Here is a 16,342-nt window from a genome sequence, read left to right on the forward strand (position 1 = left end):
CGGACTCAGAGGCCCTTGAGGTCGCGCTCTTCGATAGGCCGGCTCTGGCGCTGGCGGCGACCGCCGAGCACGACCCAGTCGATCAGCCGATACAGGCATTCCAGGCCGAAGGACAGCAACATGGCGCCGCCCATGGCCCAGGACATCGCCTCCGGGGTCAACAGGATCTGGTAGCTGTAGCCATCCCAGGTTTCCTGGCGGATCGCGGGGTCGGCCGCCAGTACCACTTGCAGCAAGCGGATGTACCAGGGGCCTTGCATCGCCTGGTACTGCTTGTCCAGGGCCTGCTGGCGGCCGAGCAAGGCGCTCAGGCTCTGGGCATCGCTACGAAACACCGGGTCGTCGCTGGCCCGGTAATGGGCCACCAGGGCGTTCAGGTCGCCCTTGAAGAACTGCTGCGCCGTGGCCTGGAAGCCCTGCAGGCTGTTCTGCGACTCGATCAGGTGGGCTTCGACACGCTTGGCGTAATCGTTGATGAAACCCGGCACCTGCACACCGATCAACAGACCGGCGGCGAACAGCACCAGACGCAGATAACTGAGCAACATAGGGATGTCCTTATTCGGTCTGGCCCTGGCTGACGCATTCGCCGCGCCGCCACAGGCTCCACTGTCCCGGCTGGTAGCGGGTCCAGGTTTCGTTTTCGGTCAAGGGTTCGGTGGCGATCACCGTGACCACGTCGTCGGGGGTGGTCTCGGCCTGGAAGTCGACGATCACATCGACATCCTTCAAGCGAGCCGGGCCGAACGGTGCGCGCCGGGTGATCTGCGCCAGCTTGGTGGAGCAGAAGCAGAACAGCCAGTCACCATCGCTGAGCAGGGCATTGAACACGCCCTTGCCGCGGTACTCGCCGCACGCCTGGATCAGTATCGGCAACAATCGCTCGATCTCCACCGGCTCGGGAAAAGCCGTGCGGACCCGGTTGAGCAGGTCGCAGAACGCCGCCTCGCTGTCAGTGTCGCCCACGGCCCGGTAGAAACCGGCCTCGGGGTGGAAATCCGCCAGCTGGCCGTTGTGCGCGAAGCACCAGTTGCGGCCCCACAGCTCGCGAACGAAAGGATGGGTATTGGCCAGGCAGACCTTGCCGACGTTGGCCTGGCGGATGTGGCCGATTACCACTTCGCTCTTGATCGGGTAGCGCTGCACCAGGTTGGCCACTTCCGATTCGCTGCTTGCGGCCGGATCCTGGAACAGGCGCAGGCCGCGGCCTTCGTAGAAGGCGATGCCCCAGCCGTCGCGGTGGGGGCCGGTCCGGCCGCCACGCTGCATCAGCCCGGTGAAGCTGAAGACGATATCGGTCGGTACATTGGCGCTCATGCCCAACAATTCACACATGCTCGGACTCTCGCTGCAGTGCCGGAAACGGGGTTACAGGCGTGGCTCGACCCGCGCGCCACCCACGGACGGGCGGCCGTAGCGGTCGTTGCCGGCGCTGCCAAAGGGCTGGTCATCTTCGACCTCGGCGGCCTTGGCCGCGGCTTTCGCCGCTTCGTTGCGTTGCCGGCGCTCCCGGGCGGCGCGTTCGATGGGCCAGCGGATCAGCACGAACAGCAGGTACACGCCGAAGGCGATCATGCCGTACATGAACAGGTCGGATACCGCGCGCCAGGCGTTGTTACCCACCTTGAAGGCAACGTCCAGGGCGGTGATGGCCACGGCTGGAGCGAGCTTGTCCTTGACCGGGTCGATGATGGTCGGGCTGAACAGCAGCACCGCCACCAGCACGCGCAGCGGCTCGCGCAACCAGCGCCACATCCAGCGGGTCAGGCGCATCCACACCAGCAGGCAGCCCAAGGCGGCGAAGGCGTAGCACCCCCAGGCGATCAGATAGTCGTTCTCGGTCATGGTGTCCGTGGCAAGGCAGGCAAAGAGGCGCTTATGATAACGACTTTTCCCGTGTCAGGCTGCACCGCCGTCTGCCAAGCCCTCATTTGTCATCGTCCGAGAGCCTCCCATGCCCCTACCCGCCCATGACACCAACGCCCCGATCGCCCACAAGGCCGATGGCGCTGACCCGTATGCCTGGCTGCAGGAGCGCGACACCGACGCGGTGCTCGACTACCTGAAGGCGGAGAACAGCTACCAGGAACAGCAACTGGCTCGCCAGGCGCCCCTGCGCGAAGCGCTGTTCCAGGAGATCAAGGGCCGGATCCTCGAGACCGACCTGTCCCTGCCCTCGCCCTGGGGACCGTACCTGTACTACACCCGAACCACCGCCGGCGACGAGTATCCACGCCACTACCGCTGCCCACGCCCGGCGGACGACAGCCTGGCGGTGGACGAAAGCCGTGAGCAGCTGCTGCTGGACCCGAACGTCCTGGCCAACGGCGGGTTCTTCGCCCTGGGTGCGTTCAGCATCAGCCCCGACCACCAACGCCTGGCCTACAGCCTCGACACCAGCGGCGAGGAAATCTACAGCCTGTTCGTCAAGGAACTGGCCAACGACCAGGTCAGCGAACTGCCATTCGAGCAATGCGACGGCAGCATGACCTGGGCCAACGACAGCCAGACCCTGTTCTTCGGCGAGCTGGACGAGACCCATCGCCCGCACAAGCTGTTGCGCTACCGCCTGGGCGACAGCGCCGCTGAGCAGGTATTCCACGAACCCGACGGGCGCTTTTTCCTGCATTGCTACCGCGCCAGTTCCGAACGCCAGTTGCTGCTATCCATGGGTAGCAAGACCACCAGCGAAACCTGGGTCCTGGACGCCGATCAGCCGCACCTGCCGTTCACCTGCGTCGCGCCGCGCACCGAAGACCATGAATACGATGTCGACCACGGCCTGCTCGATGGCCAGTGGACCTGGTTCATCCGCAGCAACCGCGATGGCATCAACTTCGCCCTCTACCAGGCGCAGGACACCGGCGGCGTCCCCACCCAGGACACCTGGCAACTGCTGGTGCCGCACGATCCCGAAGTGATGCTCGACGGCGTGACCCTCAATGCCGGGGCCATGACCCTGAGCCTGCGTGAAGGCGGCCTGCCGATCATCGAAGTGCGCCCCCAAGGCCTGCCCGGCTACCGCGTGCAATTGCCGGATGCAGCCTACAGCCTGCATGTGCAGAACAGCCTGGAGTTCGGCAGCGAGCGTATCCGCCTGCGCTACGAGGCCCTCAACCGCCCGGCCCAGATACGCCAGCTGCAACTGGCCGACGGCCAGCAGCAAGTCCTCAAGCAGACTCCGGTGCTGGGCGAGTTCGATGCCGACGCCTACATCAGCCAGCGCTTGTGGGCCACCGCCGCCGATGGCACCCAGGTGCCCATCAGCCTGGTGATCAAGCGCGAGTACCTGGGCCAGCCCACGCCCCTCTACCTGTACGGCTACGGTGCCTATGGCGCGAGCCTCGACCCCTGGTTCTCCCATGCCCGCCTGAGCCTGCTCGATCGCGGCGTGGCCTTCGCCATCGCCCACGTGCGCGGTGGCGGCGAACTGGGCGAGGCCTGGTACCGCGCCGGCAAGCAGGAGCACAAGCAGAACACCTTCGACGACTTCATCGCCTGTGCCGAGCATCTGGTCGCCCAGGGCCTGACCACCTCCGGCCAACTGGCCATCAGCGGCGGCAGTGCCGGCGGCCTGTTGATCGGCGCGGTGCTCAACCAGCGCCCCGAGCTGTTCCAGGTGGCCATTGCCGAAGTGCCGTTCGTCGACGTGCTCAACACCATGCTCGACCCGGAACTGCCGCTGACCGTCACCGAGTACGACGAATGGGGCAACCCCGAGGAGCCGCAGGTGCATGCCCGGCTCAAGGCCTACGCCCCCTACGAGAACGTCCGGGCCCAGGCGTACCCGGCCACCCTGGTGATCGCCGGCTACAACGACAGCCGCGTGCAGTACTGGGAAGCGGCCAAGTGGGTGGCCAGGCTGCGCGCCACCAAGACCGACGACAACCTGCTGTTGCTCAAGACCGAACTGGGCGCCGGCCATGGCGGCATGAGCGGGCGCTACCAGGGATTGCGTGACGTAGCCCTCGAATATGCCTTTGTCCTGAACATTCTGGGCCTGGGCTGAGGAACTCCCGGCGGCGCTCCTGTCTTAACCCAGGACCGCCGCCGATCCGGGCCCGAGCCACAGACACAAGAAAAAGACCCATGTCCGAACCCACTCTCCTGAACAATGAAATCCGCGACTGGCTGATGGACTGCGGCCTGTTCGACCAGTTGCTGCCCGCCGACTTCAACGCCGCCGCCGGCTACTTCAGCATCAACAGCATCGCCCAGGGCGATGTGATCTTTCATGAGGGCGATGCCGGCAGCTTCATGTGCATCATCCACAGTGGCCAGGTAGGGGTGCAGAAGCGCGGCCATGATGGCCAGCTCGTCAGCGTCGCCACCCTGCGCAGCGGGCGCGCCTTTGGCGAAATGGCGGTGCTCGATGGCGAGCGGCGCTCGGCCACTTGCGTGGCCGCCAGTGATTGCCAACTGCTCAACCTGGGCAAGGACTCCCTGGAGAAGATGCTCAACGACGCGCCGAAGATCGCCGCCAAGATCATCCGCGCCCTGGCCGTGTCGCTGTCCAGGCGCCTGCGCATGGCCGACGGCCAGTTGCTCGCGCAGCAGATCTGAACCACGAAACCCGGGGACCTAGTGCCCGCTCTTGCTGTCGTTCTGTTCCAGCCCTGGCAGGGTCTGGTCCTTGGGCGGCTTGGGCATGTCGATGGGTGGCAGCAACGGCGCGCTGCCATTGCTGCCGGCTTTCGGCGTGCTGGGCGGAGTCACTTGCGGATAGGGGGTCGGTGTGGCGGTTCCCGGCGAGCCCAGGGTCGGCGTCGGCGTGACCACCGGGGCGCTTTGCGGCTCGTCGGCCAAAGCCGGGCCAGCACTGAGCGCCAGGGTAGCGGTGAGGGCGAGCGCCGCTTGGGCGATCACCGTTAGAATAGTGCGCTTCATCAATGGCTCCATTGCTATTGTCTGGCGTCAGGCTACTCCCAACCGGGGCGTTTTGCCTTCCTCAATGAGATCTCCATGAAACGTTTCGTACTGCTGGACACTACTGCGATTCCTGAAAACGGCGGTGCCTTGTGCCTGTTCGAATACGGTGAGGATTTCGTCATCAAGATCCAGGGCGGCGACGGCGGCCAATTGATGAACACGCGCATGCACGGCTCCGAAGATGCCCTGGCACAGATCCCTTGCAGCAAGGTCGCCGGACGCCCTGATTCGCGAGTGCTGATCGGCGGCCTGGGCATGGGCTTCACCCTGGCCGCGGCTCTCAAGCACCTGGGCAAGAGCGCCGAGGTGGTGGTCGCCGAACTGGTACCCGGGGTGGTGGAGTGGAACCGTGGCCCGCTCGGCGAAAAGTCCGGCCGGCCGCTGCTGGACCCACGCACGGTGATCCGCCTGGAGGACGTGGCCAAGGTCCTGCAGGCCGAGCCCCAGGGTTTCGACGCGATCATGCTAGACGTCGACAACGGCCCCGAAGGCTTGACCCAGAAAGCCAACAGCTGGCTCTACTCCAGCGCCGGCCTGGCTGCCTGCGCCCGAGCCCTGCGGCCCAAGGGCATTCTTGCGGTGTGGTCGGCCAGCGCCGACCGGCAGTTCTCCGAGCGCCTGCGCAAGGCCGGCTTCAAGGCCGAGGAAGTACAGGTCTTCGCCCATGGCAATCGCGGTACCCGGCACACCATCTGGATTGCCGAGAAGCTCAAGGCCTGAGCTAAACTTTGTCCATTACCGTCATTAGTCCTTCTACAAAGGTGAACCCATGAGTTCGTCCACTCCTTCGTCCAGCACGTCCAAGCTGGATCGTATCCTTGCCGATGCCCAGCGCGATCGGGAAATGGGCTATCGCGACAAGGCGTTGAAAATGTACCCGCACGTCTGTGGTCGCTGCGCCCGGGAATTCTCCGGCAAGCGCCTGAGCGAGCTGACCGTGCACCACCGCGACCACAACCACGACAACAACCCCCAGGACGGTTCCAACTGGGAGCTATTGTGCCTGTACTGCCATGACAACGAGCACTCGCGCTACACCGACCAGCAGTACTTCGGCGAAGGCTCCCTGAGCACGCCGAAGGTCGCCAAGGCGACCCACAACCCCTTCGCTGCCCTGGCCGGACTGATGAACAAAGACCCGGAGTAAGCGCCGGCGGCCGGGCACCTTGTGGCGAGGGAGCTTGCTCCCGTTCGACTGCAAGGCAGCCATAAAGCCTATGTCCCCGGCCGGCCTGCTACACCGCATCGACCGCTGCCTGGCGTGCTGCGCACGCCAGCGCGAGCAAGCTCCCTCGCCACAACAAGCCCCCCCGGCCCTGGGACAATCCCCGTATAATCGCGCTTTTTTTCTCCAAGGCTTCCCGCTCGTGGCAAACAAAAGGTACAGCTGCATCGGTTTGTATAACCCCAAGTCGCCGGAGAACGTCGGTTCGGTGATGCGCGCCGCCGGCTGCTATGGCGTCGCCTCGGTGTTCTACACCGGCAAGCGCTATGAGCGTGCCCGCGACTTCGTCACCGATACCAAGAAGGTCCACCAGGACATTCCGCTGATCGGCATCGACGACCTGAAGAAGATCCTTCCCCTGGGCTGCATCCCGGTCGCGGTAGAACTTGTTGAGGGCGCTCGCCCGTTGCCCGAGTACACTCACCCGGACCGCGCCCTGTACATCTTCGGCCCGGAAGACGGCTCCCTGGACAAGGAGATCCGCGACTGGTGCGAAGACGTGATCTACATCCCCACCAACGGCTGCATGAACCTCGCGGCGACGGTCAACGTGGTGCTCTACGATCGCCTGGCCAAGGGCAACAACACCCGCTCCGGCCCCAAGTTCTGAATCACCTGCGCCCAATCTCCGGGAACCGGCAAGGTCCCGGTGCAGTCAGCCCTATATCCCCCACCTCCCCAAGGAGACTGATCATGAGCGAGCGCAAACAGCTGCAATCCATCGAGTCGACCCCGTTCCAGAGCCATCCACAGCAGAACGTCCAGGGCTGGGAACGCATCGGCTCGCTGGCCGGCGGCGTGGTGATGATGGGCAAGGGCCTGCGCCGGGGCGGCGTGTTCGGCCTGGTGCAGATGGCGATCGGCGGCGTGGCCCTGGCCCGCGGCATCACCGGACACAGCTCGGCCAAGAGCCTGCTGGAAAAGAGCCGCCGGGACATGCAGGACGTGCGAAGCAGGATCGAGCGCGCCGGGGCGCAGTTGCGCGATCTCAAGGCCAACGCCGATGTCGTGGAACGCACCGCCAAGACGGTCGAGGAAGCGGCCAAGGCGCCCGAAACCAAGGTCTGAAGCGGGCGACTCAGCGCAGCAGCGGGCTGTCCAGCACCTGGGACGATCCGCCCAGCACGCTCTCGCCCAGCTGGATGAACTCAGCGGTAGTGACGCGCTCCAGGCGCATCGCCCCTTGCAGCACATCGTCCAGCGAGCGCTTGTTGCGGGTCTTCAGGCGAATCTCCCGGTCCAGTTCCTGTAACAGCAGCACGGCTCGGGCCACGGTCGCTGCATTCACTTGCTCGCCGCGCAAACTGCTGACGCCCTGGCCGTCCCGCACCAGGCGCTTGTGCAGTACCTGGTAGCGCTCGTCGCTGATGCCACCGGCCCGGCGCAGCAGCTCGATGGCGTAGTACTCGGCCAGGCCTTCGCTGATCCAGTCGCTGTGCTGGCTATCGTTGATGCGCCCCAAGGATTGCACCAACTCGCGCAGCAACGGACTGGCACCGCTCTCGCTGACCAGCGGCAGGCGGCTATGCAGGTACAACGAATCGCGACCGGCGAGGCTGCCGCGCCACATCGGATCGGCGGCGCCGACGATCAGCAGCTTGCCCGGCTGGCGTGGAAACACCGCTTGCACCTGGGGCCAGACGAAGGTCAGCAGGGTCAAAACATCCATGCGCCGCATCCCCTGGCCCAGGGGCGACACCACGCTGACTTCCGTAGCGCCCAGGCGGGTGCGGCGGCTGCCCAGGTTACCGGCGAGCATCCAGCCGGTGGGGCGATCGAACAGGCGTTCGGGGTTATCGATGCGAAAGCGGTGCTTGCCGATACGTGGCCAGGCGGTCTCGACGCTCTTCCAGCCGCTGGGCAGTTCGAAGTCCAGGCGCGCCACCAGCTCGACGCCATCTTGCTGGTCGAGCCGGGCCGGCGGCACCAGCGTCTCGCCGCGCAACAAGGCCCAGTTGGCGGTGCTGCGGCTGTCGTAGCTGCCCTTCTTCGGGCTGTGGCTCAGGCGTACCCGATAGCTCAGGCTGGCCTTGCCGCCGGCCGGGCGCCAGGTGCCACGTCGGCCACCCGCCTCGGTGGTGGCGGCCTGCCATTGGCCATCGGCCTTGAAGTCGCTGTAGTCGCCGTCCTTGCCCAGGTCGAAGTCCAGGCTGCGCAGCGCCGCGCCGTCAGCCAGGGTCAGGCGCACTTCAGCCTGGTCGCCCTGGGACAGGAACCGCACGTGATAATCCAGATCGACCTTCTTCGCCGCGACAGCCGCTGCGCTCAATCCCAGCAGCACCCAGGCCAGCGCCAGCTTCGCCCCCACCCTCATACACACTCCTTGCTTGAGATCCTGTCTGCGAGCCGTGCACCCAGCCCATGCGGCCTTGAAAAGGCGGCCGGGCAAGCTCAGCCCGCGCGAAAAATCAGATGGTCTTCCCAATCATCTTCCGCAACGCTGCCCTCGGCGAGCATGCGTCCGGATTGGGAAATCCGCTCGTGGTGCACCGCATCGCGATCGCCGCACACCAGGTGATGCCAGAGCGGCAGGTCCTTGCCTTCGCTCACCAGGCGGTAGCCGCAGGTGGGCGGCAGCCACTTGAACTCGTCGGCCTTGCCCGGGGTCAGCTGGATGCAGTCGGGCACCGACTCGCGGCGGTTGGGGTAGTCGGTGCACTGGCAGGTCTTGAGGTCCAGCAGCTTGCAGGCGATACGCGTGTAGTAGACGCTGTTGTCGTCCTCATCCTCGAGCTTTTGCAGGCAGCACAGGCCGCAGCCATCGCACAACGACTCCCATTCCTCCTGGTCGAGTTGTTCGAGGGTCTTGCGTATCCAGAAAGGTTCGACTTTGGCGGCCATGGCTCAAGCATCAGTATCCGAGGGTGAAAAGGCCGCCAGTCTAGTGCCGAAGGCCCGGCGGGCCAAGCACTGGCGACTGTCGGTAGCCCGGAGCTTGCCAGCCGCCAATGGGCACAGTAGCTTTGCTTTCCGAACCGACCCTCGCCCCGGATGCCATCCACGCTCACCGCGTTGTATCCGGCGCACCCCACGGGGTCAGGAAAGCCTCTGCGCCCAGCCAACTGCGCCTGCCGGTTATTCCATTTTCCCAACGTTGTATGGAGTCTTTGCATGAGCGCCAATCCTCGCGTTGCCGACCACGCCATCCACCCGCAATTCACCGAGCGCTGGTCGCCACGAGCCTTCACCGCAGAAACCATCCCTGAGAAAACCCTGCTGAGCTTCTTCGAAGCCGCACGCTGGGCGCCTTCGGCCTACAACTCGCAACCCTGGCGCTTTCTCTATGCCCGGCGAGACACGCCGAACTGGGAGCGCTTCCTGGGCTTGCTCAACGAGTTCAACCGCGGCTGGGCACAACACGCCTCGGCGCTGGTGATCGTGATCTCCAAGACCACCTTCGCCGCCCCTGGCGCCAGCGAGGAAACCCCGGCCCTGTGGCACACCTTCGACACCGGATCGGCCTGGGGCCACCTGGCGCTGCAGGCCAGCCTCAGTGGCTGGCACACCCACGGCATGGCCGGTTTCGACCAGGAACTGACCCGCAAGGAGCTAAAGATTCCCGATGGCTATGCGCTGCACGCCGCCGTCGCGGTGGGCAAGCTGGGCGACAAGTCGACCCTGGCCGAGTACCTGCAGGCCCGCGAAGTACCGAGCCCGCGTCGCCCGCTGAGCGAAACCGTAGCCGAAGGCGACTTCAACCTCTAAAGCCTCAAGCCTCAAGCCTCAAGCCTCAAGCTTGGAGCTTGCCACTCCGGCGTCCTAGTAGCCCCGGGCGAAGTCCACTTCGCCGCGCAGGGGCTGCTTGGCCTGGTAGGCCCGCAGGTTTTCCACGAACAGTTGCACCATCAGCTCCGGCGAGGTGGGGGCGGAACTGTGGCCGGTGAGCAGCAAGCCCCAGGCGGTCCAGAACGGATGCCGCTGTGGCAGCGGTTCCTGGCGGCAGACATCGATCACCGCGCCCGCCAGGTGGCCATCCTTTAGAGCCTGCACCAGGTCCGCGTCGACCACCGAGACCCCGCGGCCGACGTTGATGAACAGCCCGGTGGACTTGAACTGCTTGAACAGCGCCGCGTCGTACAGGTCGTGGGTGCTCGGGGTGTTGGGCAGCAGGTTGACCACATAATCCACCTCCCCCACCAAGCGTCCCAGGTCCTCCAGGCCGGCCACTTCGACGAAGGGCGCCTGCTCCCGGGGCCGGCTGGCGATGCCATACAGCTTGACCCCGAACGGCACCAGGAACTGCGCCACGCTCTGGCCGATATCGCCAGTCCCGACGATCAGTACCTTGCGCCCCACCAGGCTCTGGCCCAGGCGGTTGTCCCACTTGCGTTCCACCTGGCTGACCAGCCGCGCCAGCACTTCACGCTCATGGCCCAGGATGTAGGTCAGCACGTACTCGGCCATCACCTGGCCAAAGATCCCCACCGCCCGGGTCAGCCGGTAATGCCGGGGCAAGCCGTCGGCCAGCAGCGGCGTGATGCCGGCCCAGGTCGATTGCAGCCACTGGGGCTTGTGCCCCTGGCGCAGCAGGGTCGCCAGCAGGTCCGGCTGGCCCAGCCATACCGGGCAGTCCACCGCCAGGCGAGCCAGCTCGGCGGAATCGCCGCTGGTCAGCACATCCAGGTCCGGGGCCGCCTGACGCAACAGGCGGGCATAAACAGCGTGATCGTGTTCGGCAATCAGAACGCGCATGGTTCAAACCTTAAAAAACGGTACAGGCCACCGCCGACGGAGTATCGCTCCATCGTTCCAGGCGGCGGCCAGGTCAGTCAGGTGCACAGGGAAAGCGCCCGGGATCGAGCGCCTAGGAGTCAGACCGGATCATTGCGGCGCAGCAGCTCTTCGGGCAAGTGCTCGATGTACTCGTCTTCCGCCGGTGGCATCTGCAGGTGATATCCCTGCTTGTCGAGGTTCTCCAGCACCTTCTGGATGTCTTCCCGGGCCAGCTGGCGCTCCGGGGTCAATACCAGGTCGAAGGCATGCTGCGGCTTGCCGAAAGCCGCCAGCAGGGTTTCCGGCACGCGCTCCAGTGCTTCGCTCTTGAGCACATAGAGGTACATCTCGTTCTTGCGCGGACTTCTGTAGATGGAGCAGATACGTTTCAAGGCTGTTCTCCGGCGGTGGCCAGGCTATCCAGCAGCGCCTGGCCCATCAATTCGCGGCGCCAGCCACGCAGCGAATCGGGCAATTGGTAGGGTCCGCTGGGGAAGCCGCTCTTGAGCAGGCTCTCCAGGGTTTTCTTGCGCAGCATCAGCTCCGGGGCGATGCCCAGGCGCTCGGCTTCGGCCTGGCCCACGGCCTTGAGGCGCTTGAGCAGGGCCGAGGCTTCGATCGGCAATGGCTCGGGCAGGGCCGGCGGCCAGTGCTCCGGGCCCAGCTTGGCGCTGCGCTTGATCAGGTCGAGAAGGAACTCGCCATCCTGGCGCACGGTGCGCGGATGCATGTCTTCGATCTTGGCCAGCGCCGACAGGGTATCGGGCTGGGTCCTGGCCAGGGGCCAGAGCGCATGCTCACGCACGATACGGTTGCGTGGCAGGTCACGGGCGCGGGCTTCCCGCTCGCGCCAGGCACACAGCTCGCGCAGTACCGCCAGTTGGGCGCGGGACAGCTTCCAGGCCAGCTTGGCATCGCGGTAGACCTCGTTGGGGTCCACCTCGCGGCGCAGGTTGGCCACCAGTTCGGCGCCGTCCTCGAGCACCCAGCGATACTTGTCCTCGGACAGCTTCGGACGCAGTTGGCTGAATACCTGGGCCAGGTGCACGGCATCCTCGGCGGCGTAGCTGACCTGGGTTTCCGACAGCGGGCGCTGCAGCCAATCGGAGCGGGTCTCGCCCTTGGGCAATTCGATGCCCAGGACTTCCTGCACCAGGCGCGAGTAGCCCATGGAGAACCCCAGGTTCAGGTAGGCGGCCGCCAGTTGCGTATCGAACAACGGCGCGGGCAGGCTGCCGGTCAGGCGCAACAGGACTTCCAGGTCCTCGCTGCAGGCATGCACCACCTTGACCACCGCCGGGTTCTCCAGCAATTCGGCCAGGGGTTGCCAGTTGTCGATGGTCAAAGGGTCAATCAGGTAGGCGCGCTGCCCATCGCCTACCTGCAACAGGCCGGCGATGGGGTAGAAAGTGTCGACCCGCATGAATTCGGTGTCGAGGGCGACGAAGGGCAATTGCTGCCATTCGGCGCAAAGCTGACCGAGGCTATCGTTGTCGCGAATCCAGTGAATATCGATGGCCACACGGCTCTCCCTTGAAGAATGGCGCGCAGTATATATCGCCCCCGGCGATTTCCGAGCATTGACCCGATAAGAGCAAGCGTGAAATCTGCTGCCGGAGAGCAAGAATAGTCCGAGAGCCGGGACTAACCCTGTTTTCTCAGCACGTAGACCCGTGAAGGTGCGCAACCAGGCAGCAAGTCCTGGTGGCTGAGGATCTCGAATCCAGCCTCGGCGAACTCTTTTTCCAGCTGCGCCTTGTCGGTCACTGGCAGGCCCGTTTGCACCGCTGGCCGCCAGGCCTTGAGGAAGAATTCGACCCGGGCGGCGACGATCACCGAGTCACGGCTGACCCGGTGGAATTCGCGCAGCAGGGCCAGGCGATCTTCGCCATGGAGGATGTGGGCGAACAACTGCATGCAGATGATGCTGTCCACCGCGTTGGCCGACAGCCCGATATCGAACGCCGAGCTGTGGAAGGTCTTGACCCGCTTCATCAGGCCGGCCGGATGATGGGTCTGGGCATGATTCAGCATGTCCTGGGATGGATCCGCCGCGAGGATCACCCGGTTGCCATGCTCGGCCAGCAACGGCCAGTAGCGCCCGGCGCCGCAGGCCACGTCGAGGATCAGCCCCGGTTCGCCGGCGACCTTCAGCGCATGGCGTACCAGGTGCGCCATGCGCCACAACCCGAGGCGCGTGCCCATCCCGGTAGGACGAGGTTCACGGCAGACGCGCGCGTGCTCCTGGTCGTAGCGCCGAGCGAACTCCAGCTCGATGGACGGTGGGGGGTGGGACGACATGACGGATGAGCTCTGGTGGTGATCCTGGGCCACAGGTTAACCAGCCATTCGTGAAAAAAAGGTCGAAAGCCGGTCAAACCGCCATTGGCCGCAGTTGTGCGCCGGGTTCCGGGCCCTTGCCCGGCCCGACATGGCTCCTGCACTATGCCCTGCCGCCATTCAAGGAACGACTCGATGCTCCCGCGCCTTCTGCTCAGTACCCTGTTGGGCCTCGCGGCCCCCGCCCTCTGCCTGGCCCAGGAGCCGACCTCACGCCTGGACCAGGTGCTAGAAAGCGGCCACCTGACGGTCTGCACCACCGGCGACTACAAGCCCTACAGCTACCTGCGCGACGACGGGCACTACGAGGGCATCGACATCAGCCTCGCCGAGTCCCTGGCCCAGAGCCTCGGGGTCCGGGTGAAGTGGGTCAACACCACCTGGAAGGGCCTGATGGCGGACTTCCAGAGCCAGCAGTGCGACATCGCCGTCGGCGGCGTCTCGGTGTCCCTGGAGCGCCAGAAGAAGGCCTTCTTCAGCCAGCCCCTGGGCGTCGACGGCAAGATCCCCCTGGTGCGCTGCCAGGATCTCAAGCGCTACCAGACGGTGGAACAGATCAACCAGCCCTCGGTGCGCCTGATCGAACCCCCGGGAGGCACCAACGAGGTCTTCGCCCGCACGCGCCTGCCCAACGCCAACCTGACGTTGTTCGCCGACAATGTGAAGATCTTCGACCAGTTGCTCAGCCACAAGGCCGACGTGATGATCACCGATGCCTCGGAGGCGCGCTTCCAGCAACGGCGCAAGCCGGGGCTGTGTGCGGTCAACCCCGAGCATGCCCTGCAGTACAGCGAGAAGGCCTTCCTCCTGCCCCGGGACGATGTGGCCTGGAAGAGCTACGTCGACCAGTGGCTGCACCTGAGCAAGGCCACCGGCGCCTACGACCAAGTGGTCAATCAGTGGTTGGCGGCGCCGTAATCCTGCTCCAGCAACTGCCGGAAGGCCTGGCAAGCCGCACTGCGATAGGCACCCCGGCGCCCCAGCAGCACAACGCTGCGCGGCGCCAGGGGTGAGGCCAGGGCCAGCGCGCGCAAGCCCGGTTGTTCCCGGGCTATGGCACTGGGCAACAACGTCACCAGCTGCCCGCGACGCACGATCTCCACCAGCGCACTGACCGAATTGGCCTCGATGGCAATGCATGGCGCAATGCCCTGCTGGCGACAATACAGGTCGATATGGCGGCGGGTGGCGAAGTCGCCACTGAGCAACGCCAGCGATTGACGCCCCAGCGCTGCGGCATCCAGCGGCTCTTGCTCCCGGGCCTGGTACTGCGGGCCGACCACCAGGCTCAGGGTCTCGCTGAACAGGCCCTGGGGCTCGATTTCCGACAGGTGTTCGCCGGCAAAGGCAATGCCCAGGTCCAGGCGATCTTCGGCCAGGGCCGCCTCCAGGCGATCCTGGGTCATTTCCTCGATGCTCAGGCGGATGCCCGGATAGCACTGGTTGAAGCGGCTGAGCAAAGGCCCGGCCAGGTAGGCGGTGAAGGTCGGGGTCAGGGCCAGGCGCAACGAGCCGCGGCTCAGGTCCTGTACGTCATGCATGGCCCGCCGGGCGGCTTCCAGGTCCTGCAGGGCACGCCGGGCATAGGCGACATAGGCCTGGCCAGCGTCGGTCAGGCGCACGCTGCGCCCGGAACGATCGAACAACGGCGCCCCCAGTGACTCCTCCAGTTGCTTGACCTGTTGCGACAAGGTCGGCTGCGACACGTGCAGCGCCTCGGCGGCGCGGGTAAAGTTGCTGTGCTCGGCAACGGCCAGCAGGTAACGGATATGACGCAAGAGCATGACGGCTCCAACTATAGGCATGGCTTATGGAAAGCATAATAAACCGGTCTTGGACGCTATAGCTGAAAACTCCCATCCTTGCCCCATCAGCGACGCAAGGAGACCCCCATGCAGCACATCATCGACGGCTTCCTCAAGTTCCAGCGCGAAGCCTTCCCCCAGCGCAGCGAACTGTTCAAGCAACTGGCCAGCTCCCAGAGCCCCGGCACGCTGTTCGTCACGTGCTCCGACAGCCGGGTGGTACCGGAACTGCTGACCCAGCAGGAGCCCGGCGACCTGTTCGTGATCCGTAACGCCGGCAACATCGTGCCCAGCTACGGCCCCGAGCCCGGCGGCGTATCGGCCACGGTGGAATACGCGGTGGCGGTACTGGGGGTGAGCGATATCGTTATCTGCGGCCACTCCGATTGTGGCGCCATGACCGCCCTCTCCACCTGCAAATGCCTGGACCACCTGCCAGCCGTGGCCAACTGGCTGCGCCACGCCGAATCGGCCCGGGTGATCAACGCCGCGCGGCGCCATGCCTCGCCCGCCGAACACCTGGACGCCCTGGTACAGGACAACATCATCGCCCAGTTGGCTAACCTGAAGACGCACCCCTCGGTGGCCTTGGCCCTGGAACAGGGCCGGCTGAACCTGCATGGCTGGGTCTACGACATCGAGAGCGGCGCCATCGCCGCCCTGGACGGCCCTACCCGGCGCTTCGTCTCCCTGGCCGAGCACCCGCATACCTGCGCCTTGGCCAGCCGCCCTTCGACCGCTGCCTGAGCAGCAACCTTCACTCACCCAAGAGGAATCCACCCATGCTGCAATCCCAATTTGCCCAAGCCCCACGCCTGGCCCTGGCCGACACCATCATCGATGCCAAGGCGCGCAAGAACCTGTCCTGGCAGGACCTCACCGACGGCACCGGCCTGAGCCTGGCCTTCGTCACCGCCGCCCTGCTGGGCCAGCACGCCCTGCCGGCCACCGCAGCCGACCTGGTGTGCGACAAACTGGGCCTGGACCAGGACGCCAGCCGCCTGCTGCAGAGCATTCCCTCGCGCGGCAGCATCCCTGGTGGCATCCCCACCGACCCGACCGTGTACCGCTTCTATGAAATGCTCCAGGTCTACGGCTCAACCCTCAAGGCCCTGGTCCACGAGCAGTTCGGCGACGGCATCATCAGCGCCATCAACTTCAAGCTGGACATCAAGAAGGTCGAGGACCCCGAAGGCGGCTCCCGCGCGGTGATCACCCTGGATGGCAAGTACCTGCCGACCAAGCCGTTCTAAGGGCAGCGGCAAGCCTCAAGCGCATGCTTGCGGCTTGCCGCTTGAGTCTTATTTAATTTTTAAATAGTGCGGCCAAC

At 65.3% G+C, this 16,342-nt stretch carries 21 protein-coding genes; 10 read left to right on the plus strand and 11 right to left on the minus strand.

Going from position 1 to position 16,342, the window contains the following annotated elements; all coding sequences use genetic code 11:
- Positions 1-5 precede the first annotated feature (5 nt).
- Genes CAG11_RS08640 through CAG11_RS08650 form a run of 3 tightly spaced genes read right to left on the minus strand, consistent with a single transcriptional unit; the run spans position 6 to position 1,845 of the window.
- The gene (locus CAG11_RS08640; protein WP_053135249.1) at positions 6-548 is read right to left on the minus strand and encodes a DUF2937 family protein; all 543 of its coding nucleotides are present in this window, start codon (positions 546-548) and stop codon (positions 6-8) included.
- Between the two features lie 10 nt (positions 549-558).
- The gene (locus CAG11_RS08645; protein ID WP_085596018.1) at positions 559-1,335 is read right to left on the minus strand and encodes a class II glutamine amidotransferase; all 777 of its coding nucleotides are present in this window, start codon (positions 1,333-1,335) and stop codon (positions 559-561) included.
- A 33-nt stretch (positions 1,336-1,368) separates the two neighbouring features.
- Entirely contained in the window at positions 1,369-1,845 is a 477-nt protein-coding gene (locus tag CAG11_RS08650) for a hypothetical protein (protein ID WP_022642915.1), read from the minus strand.
- A gap of 109 nt (positions 1,846-1,954) precedes the next feature.
- Between CAG11_RS08650 and CAG11_RS08655 the strand changes: the two genes are divergently transcribed.
- Both CAG11_RS08655 and CAG11_RS08660 read left to right on the plus strand, forming a co-directional pair.
- Positions 1,955-4,009 carry a S9 family peptidase gene (locus tag CAG11_RS08655; RefSeq protein WP_085596019.1) on the plus strand — a complete coding sequence of 685 codons (2,055 nt, stop codon included), beginning with the start codon at positions 1,955-1,957 and terminating at the stop codon, positions 4,007-4,009.
- 80 nt (positions 4,010-4,089) lie between these two features.
- Positions 4,090-4,563 (plus strand): cyclic nucleotide-binding domain-containing protein, encoded by a 474-nt coding sequence (locus tag CAG11_RS08660; protein ID WP_085596020.1) that lies wholly within the window; start codon positions 4,090-4,092, stop codon positions 4,561-4,563.
- 18 nt (positions 4,564-4,581) lie between these two features.
- Here the strand turns inward: CAG11_RS08660 and CAG11_RS08665 are convergent, their stop codons facing one another.
- On the minus strand, positions 4,582-4,887 hold the full coding sequence (locus CAG11_RS08665; RefSeq protein ID WP_085596021.1) for a hypothetical protein: 306 nt from the start codon (positions 4,885-4,887) through the stop codon (positions 4,582-4,584).
- A 75-nt stretch (positions 4,888-4,962) separates the two neighbouring features.
- Between CAG11_RS08665 and CAG11_RS08670 the strand changes: the two genes are divergently transcribed.
- The 4 genes from CAG11_RS08670 (at position 4,963) to CAG11_RS08685 (ending at position 7,222) form a co-directional block, all read left to right on the plus strand.
- On the plus strand, positions 4,963-5,649 hold the full coding sequence (locus CAG11_RS08670) for a spermidine synthase (protein ID WP_085596022.1): 687 nt from the start codon (positions 4,963-4,965) through the stop codon (positions 5,647-5,649).
- Between the two features lie 49 nt (positions 5,650-5,698).
- Positions 5,699-6,076: a YajD family HNH nuclease gene (locus CAG11_RS08675; RefSeq protein ID WP_085596023.1), complete on the plus strand. Its 378-nt coding sequence runs from the start codon at positions 5,699-5,701 to the stop codon at positions 6,074-6,076.
- 220 nt (positions 6,077-6,296) lie between these two features.
- Positions 6,297-6,764: an RNA methyltransferase gene (locus CAG11_RS08680; RefSeq protein ID WP_031321120.1), complete on the plus strand. Its 468-nt coding sequence runs from the start codon at positions 6,297-6,299 to the stop codon at positions 6,762-6,764.
- Between the two features lie 83 nt (positions 6,765-6,847).
- Complete coding sequence (locus CAG11_RS08685) at positions 6,848-7,222, plus strand: DUF2892 domain-containing protein (protein WP_085596024.1); 375 nt, start codon at positions 6,848-6,850, stop codon at positions 7,220-7,222.
- 10 nt (positions 7,223-7,232) lie between these two features.
- On the opposite strand, the gene CAG11_RS08690 is transcribed toward CAG11_RS08685, so the two are convergent.
- Positions 7,233-8,468: a hypothetical protein gene (locus CAG11_RS08690; RefSeq protein WP_022642908.1), complete on the minus strand. Its 1,236-nt coding sequence runs from the start codon at positions 8,466-8,468 to the stop codon at positions 7,233-7,235.
- 77 nt (positions 8,469-8,545) lie between these two features.
- Positions 8,546-8,995 carry a YcgN family cysteine cluster protein gene (locus CAG11_RS08695; protein ID WP_022642907.1) on the minus strand — a complete coding sequence of 150 codons (450 nt, stop codon included), beginning with the start codon at positions 8,993-8,995 and terminating at the stop codon, positions 8,546-8,548.
- A gap of 270 nt (positions 8,996-9,265) precedes the next feature.
- On the opposite strand from CAG11_RS08695, the gene CAG11_RS08700 reads away from it, so the two are divergent.
- Complete coding sequence (locus CAG11_RS08700) at positions 9,266-9,859, plus strand: nitroreductase family protein (RefSeq protein WP_085596025.1); 594 nt, start codon at positions 9,266-9,268, stop codon at positions 9,857-9,859.
- Between the two features lie 54 nt (positions 9,860-9,913).
- Here the strand turns inward: CAG11_RS08700 and CAG11_RS08705 are convergent, their stop codons facing one another.
- The 4 genes from CAG11_RS08705 to CAG11_RS08720 form a co-directional block, all read right to left on the minus strand.
- Entirely contained in the window at positions 9,914-10,846 is a 933-nt protein-coding gene (locus CAG11_RS08705; RefSeq protein ID WP_022642905.1) for a D-2-hydroxyacid dehydrogenase, read from the minus strand.
- Positions 10,847-10,965: 119 nt separating this feature from the next.
- Complete coding sequence (locus CAG11_RS08710) at positions 10,966-11,259, minus strand: YcgL domain-containing protein (protein WP_031321118.1); 294 nt, start codon at positions 11,257-11,259, stop codon at positions 10,966-10,968.
- Positions 11,256-12,389, minus strand: a complete 1,134-nt coding sequence (rnd, locus tag CAG11_RS08715) for a ribonuclease D (protein ID WP_022642903.1) — start codon at positions 12,387-12,389, stop codon at positions 11,256-11,258. The genes CAG11_RS08710 and rnd overlap by 4 nt, the downstream gene beginning before the upstream one ends.
- A 122-nt stretch (positions 12,390-12,511) precedes the next feature.
- Entirely contained in the window at positions 12,512-13,168 is a 657-nt protein-coding gene (locus CAG11_RS08720; RefSeq protein WP_085596026.1) for a class I SAM-dependent methyltransferase, read from the minus strand.
- Between the two features lie 174 nt (positions 13,169-13,342).
- Here CAG11_RS08720 and CAG11_RS08725 point away from each other — a divergent pair, with 174 nt between their 5' ends.
- Positions 13,343-14,125, plus strand: a complete 783-nt coding sequence (locus tag CAG11_RS08725) for a transporter substrate-binding domain-containing protein (protein ID WP_085596027.1) — start codon at positions 13,343-13,345, stop codon at positions 14,123-14,125.
- Here the strand turns inward: CAG11_RS08725 and cynR are convergent.
- Positions 14,104-14,991, minus strand: a complete 888-nt coding sequence (gene cynR, locus CAG11_RS08730; protein WP_085596028.1) for a transcriptional regulator CynR — start codon at positions 14,989-14,991, stop codon at positions 14,104-14,106. The genes CAG11_RS08725 and cynR overlap by 22 nt on opposite strands.
- Positions 14,992-15,099: 108 nt before the next feature.
- On the opposite strand from cynR, the gene CAG11_RS08735 reads away from it, so the two are divergent.
- Together CAG11_RS08735 and cynS are read left to right on the plus strand one after the other, a co-directional pair.
- Positions 15,100-15,759, plus strand: coding sequence for a carbonic anhydrase (locus CAG11_RS08735; RefSeq protein ID WP_085596029.1), 660 nt, complete (start codon positions 15,100-15,102; stop codon positions 15,757-15,759).
- 35 nt (positions 15,760-15,794) lie between these two features.
- A complete protein-coding gene (gene cynS, locus CAG11_RS08740; RefSeq protein ID WP_022642898.1) occupies positions 15,795-16,265 on the plus strand; it encodes a cyanase in 471 nt (156 codons plus the stop codon).
- Positions 16,266-16,342: the final 77 nt, after the last annotated feature.

The organism is Pseudomonas sp. B6(2017) (genome assembly GCF_002112765.1).
Taxonomy (GTDB): domain Bacteria; phylum Pseudomonadota; class Gammaproteobacteria; order Pseudomonadales; family Pseudomonadaceae; genus Aquipseudomonas; species Aquipseudomonas piscis.

Coding starts and splice junctions, on each gene's coding strand:
- CAG11_RS08640 (WP_053135249.1), bottom strand. CDS start 548: ATGTTGCTCAGTTATCTGCGTCTGGTGCTGTTCGCCGCCGGTCTGTTG.
- CAG11_RS08645 (WP_085596018.1), bottom strand. CDS start 1,335: ATGTGTGAATTGTTGGGCATGAGCGCCAATGTACCGACCGATATCGTC.
- CAG11_RS08650 (WP_022642915.1), bottom strand. CDS start 1,845: ATGACCGAGAACGACTATCTGATCGCCTGGGGGTGCTACGCCTTCGCC.
- CAG11_RS08655 (WP_085596019.1), top strand. CDS start 1,955: ATGCCCCTACCCGCCCATGACACCAACGCCCCGATCGCCCACAAGGCC.
- CAG11_RS08660 (WP_085596020.1), top strand. CDS start 4,090: ATGTCCGAACCCACTCTCCTGAACAATGAAATCCGCGACTGGCTGATG.
- CAG11_RS08665 (WP_085596021.1), bottom strand. CDS start 4,887: ATGAAGCGCACTATTCTAACGGTGATCGCCCAAGCGGCGCTCGCCCTC.
- CAG11_RS08670 (WP_085596022.1), top strand. CDS start 4,963: ATGAAACGTTTCGTACTGCTGGACACTACTGCGATTCCTGAAAACGGC.
- CAG11_RS08675 (WP_085596023.1), top strand. CDS start 5,699: ATGAGTTCGTCCACTCCTTCGTCCAGCACGTCCAAGCTGGATCGTATC.
- CAG11_RS08685 (WP_085596024.1), top strand. CDS start 6,848: ATGAGCGAGCGCAAACAGCTGCAATCCATCGAGTCGACCCCGTTCCAG.
- CAG11_RS08690 (WP_022642908.1), bottom strand. CDS start 8,468: ATGAGGGTGGGGGCGAAGCTGGCGCTGGCCTGGGTGCTGCTGGGATTG.
- CAG11_RS08695 (WP_022642907.1), bottom strand. CDS start 8,995: ATGGCCGCCAAAGTCGAACCTTTCTGGATACGCAAGACCCTCGAACAA.
- CAG11_RS08700 (WP_085596025.1), top strand. CDS start 9,266: ATGAGCGCCAATCCTCGCGTTGCCGACCACGCCATCCACCCGCAATTC.
- CAG11_RS08705 (WP_022642905.1), bottom strand. CDS start 10,846: ATGCGCGTTCTGATTGCCGAACACGATCACGCTGTTTATGCCCGCCTG.
- CAG11_RS08720 (WP_085596026.1), bottom strand. CDS start 13,168: ATGTCGTCCCACCCCCCACCGTCCATCGAGCTGGAGTTCGCTCGGCGC.
- CAG11_RS08725 (WP_085596027.1), top strand. CDS start 13,343: ATGCTCCCGCGCCTTCTGCTCAGTACCCTGTTGGGCCTCGCGGCCCCC.
- cynR (WP_085596028.1), bottom strand. CDS start 14,991: ATGCTCTTGCGTCATATCCGTTACCTGCTGGCCGTTGCCGAGCACAGC.
- CAG11_RS08735 (WP_085596029.1), top strand. CDS start 15,100: ATGCAGCACATCATCGACGGCTTCCTCAAGTTCCAGCGCGAAGCCTTC.
- cynS (WP_022642898.1), top strand. CDS start 15,795: ATGCTGCAATCCCAATTTGCCCAAGCCCCACGCCTGGCCCTGGCCGAC.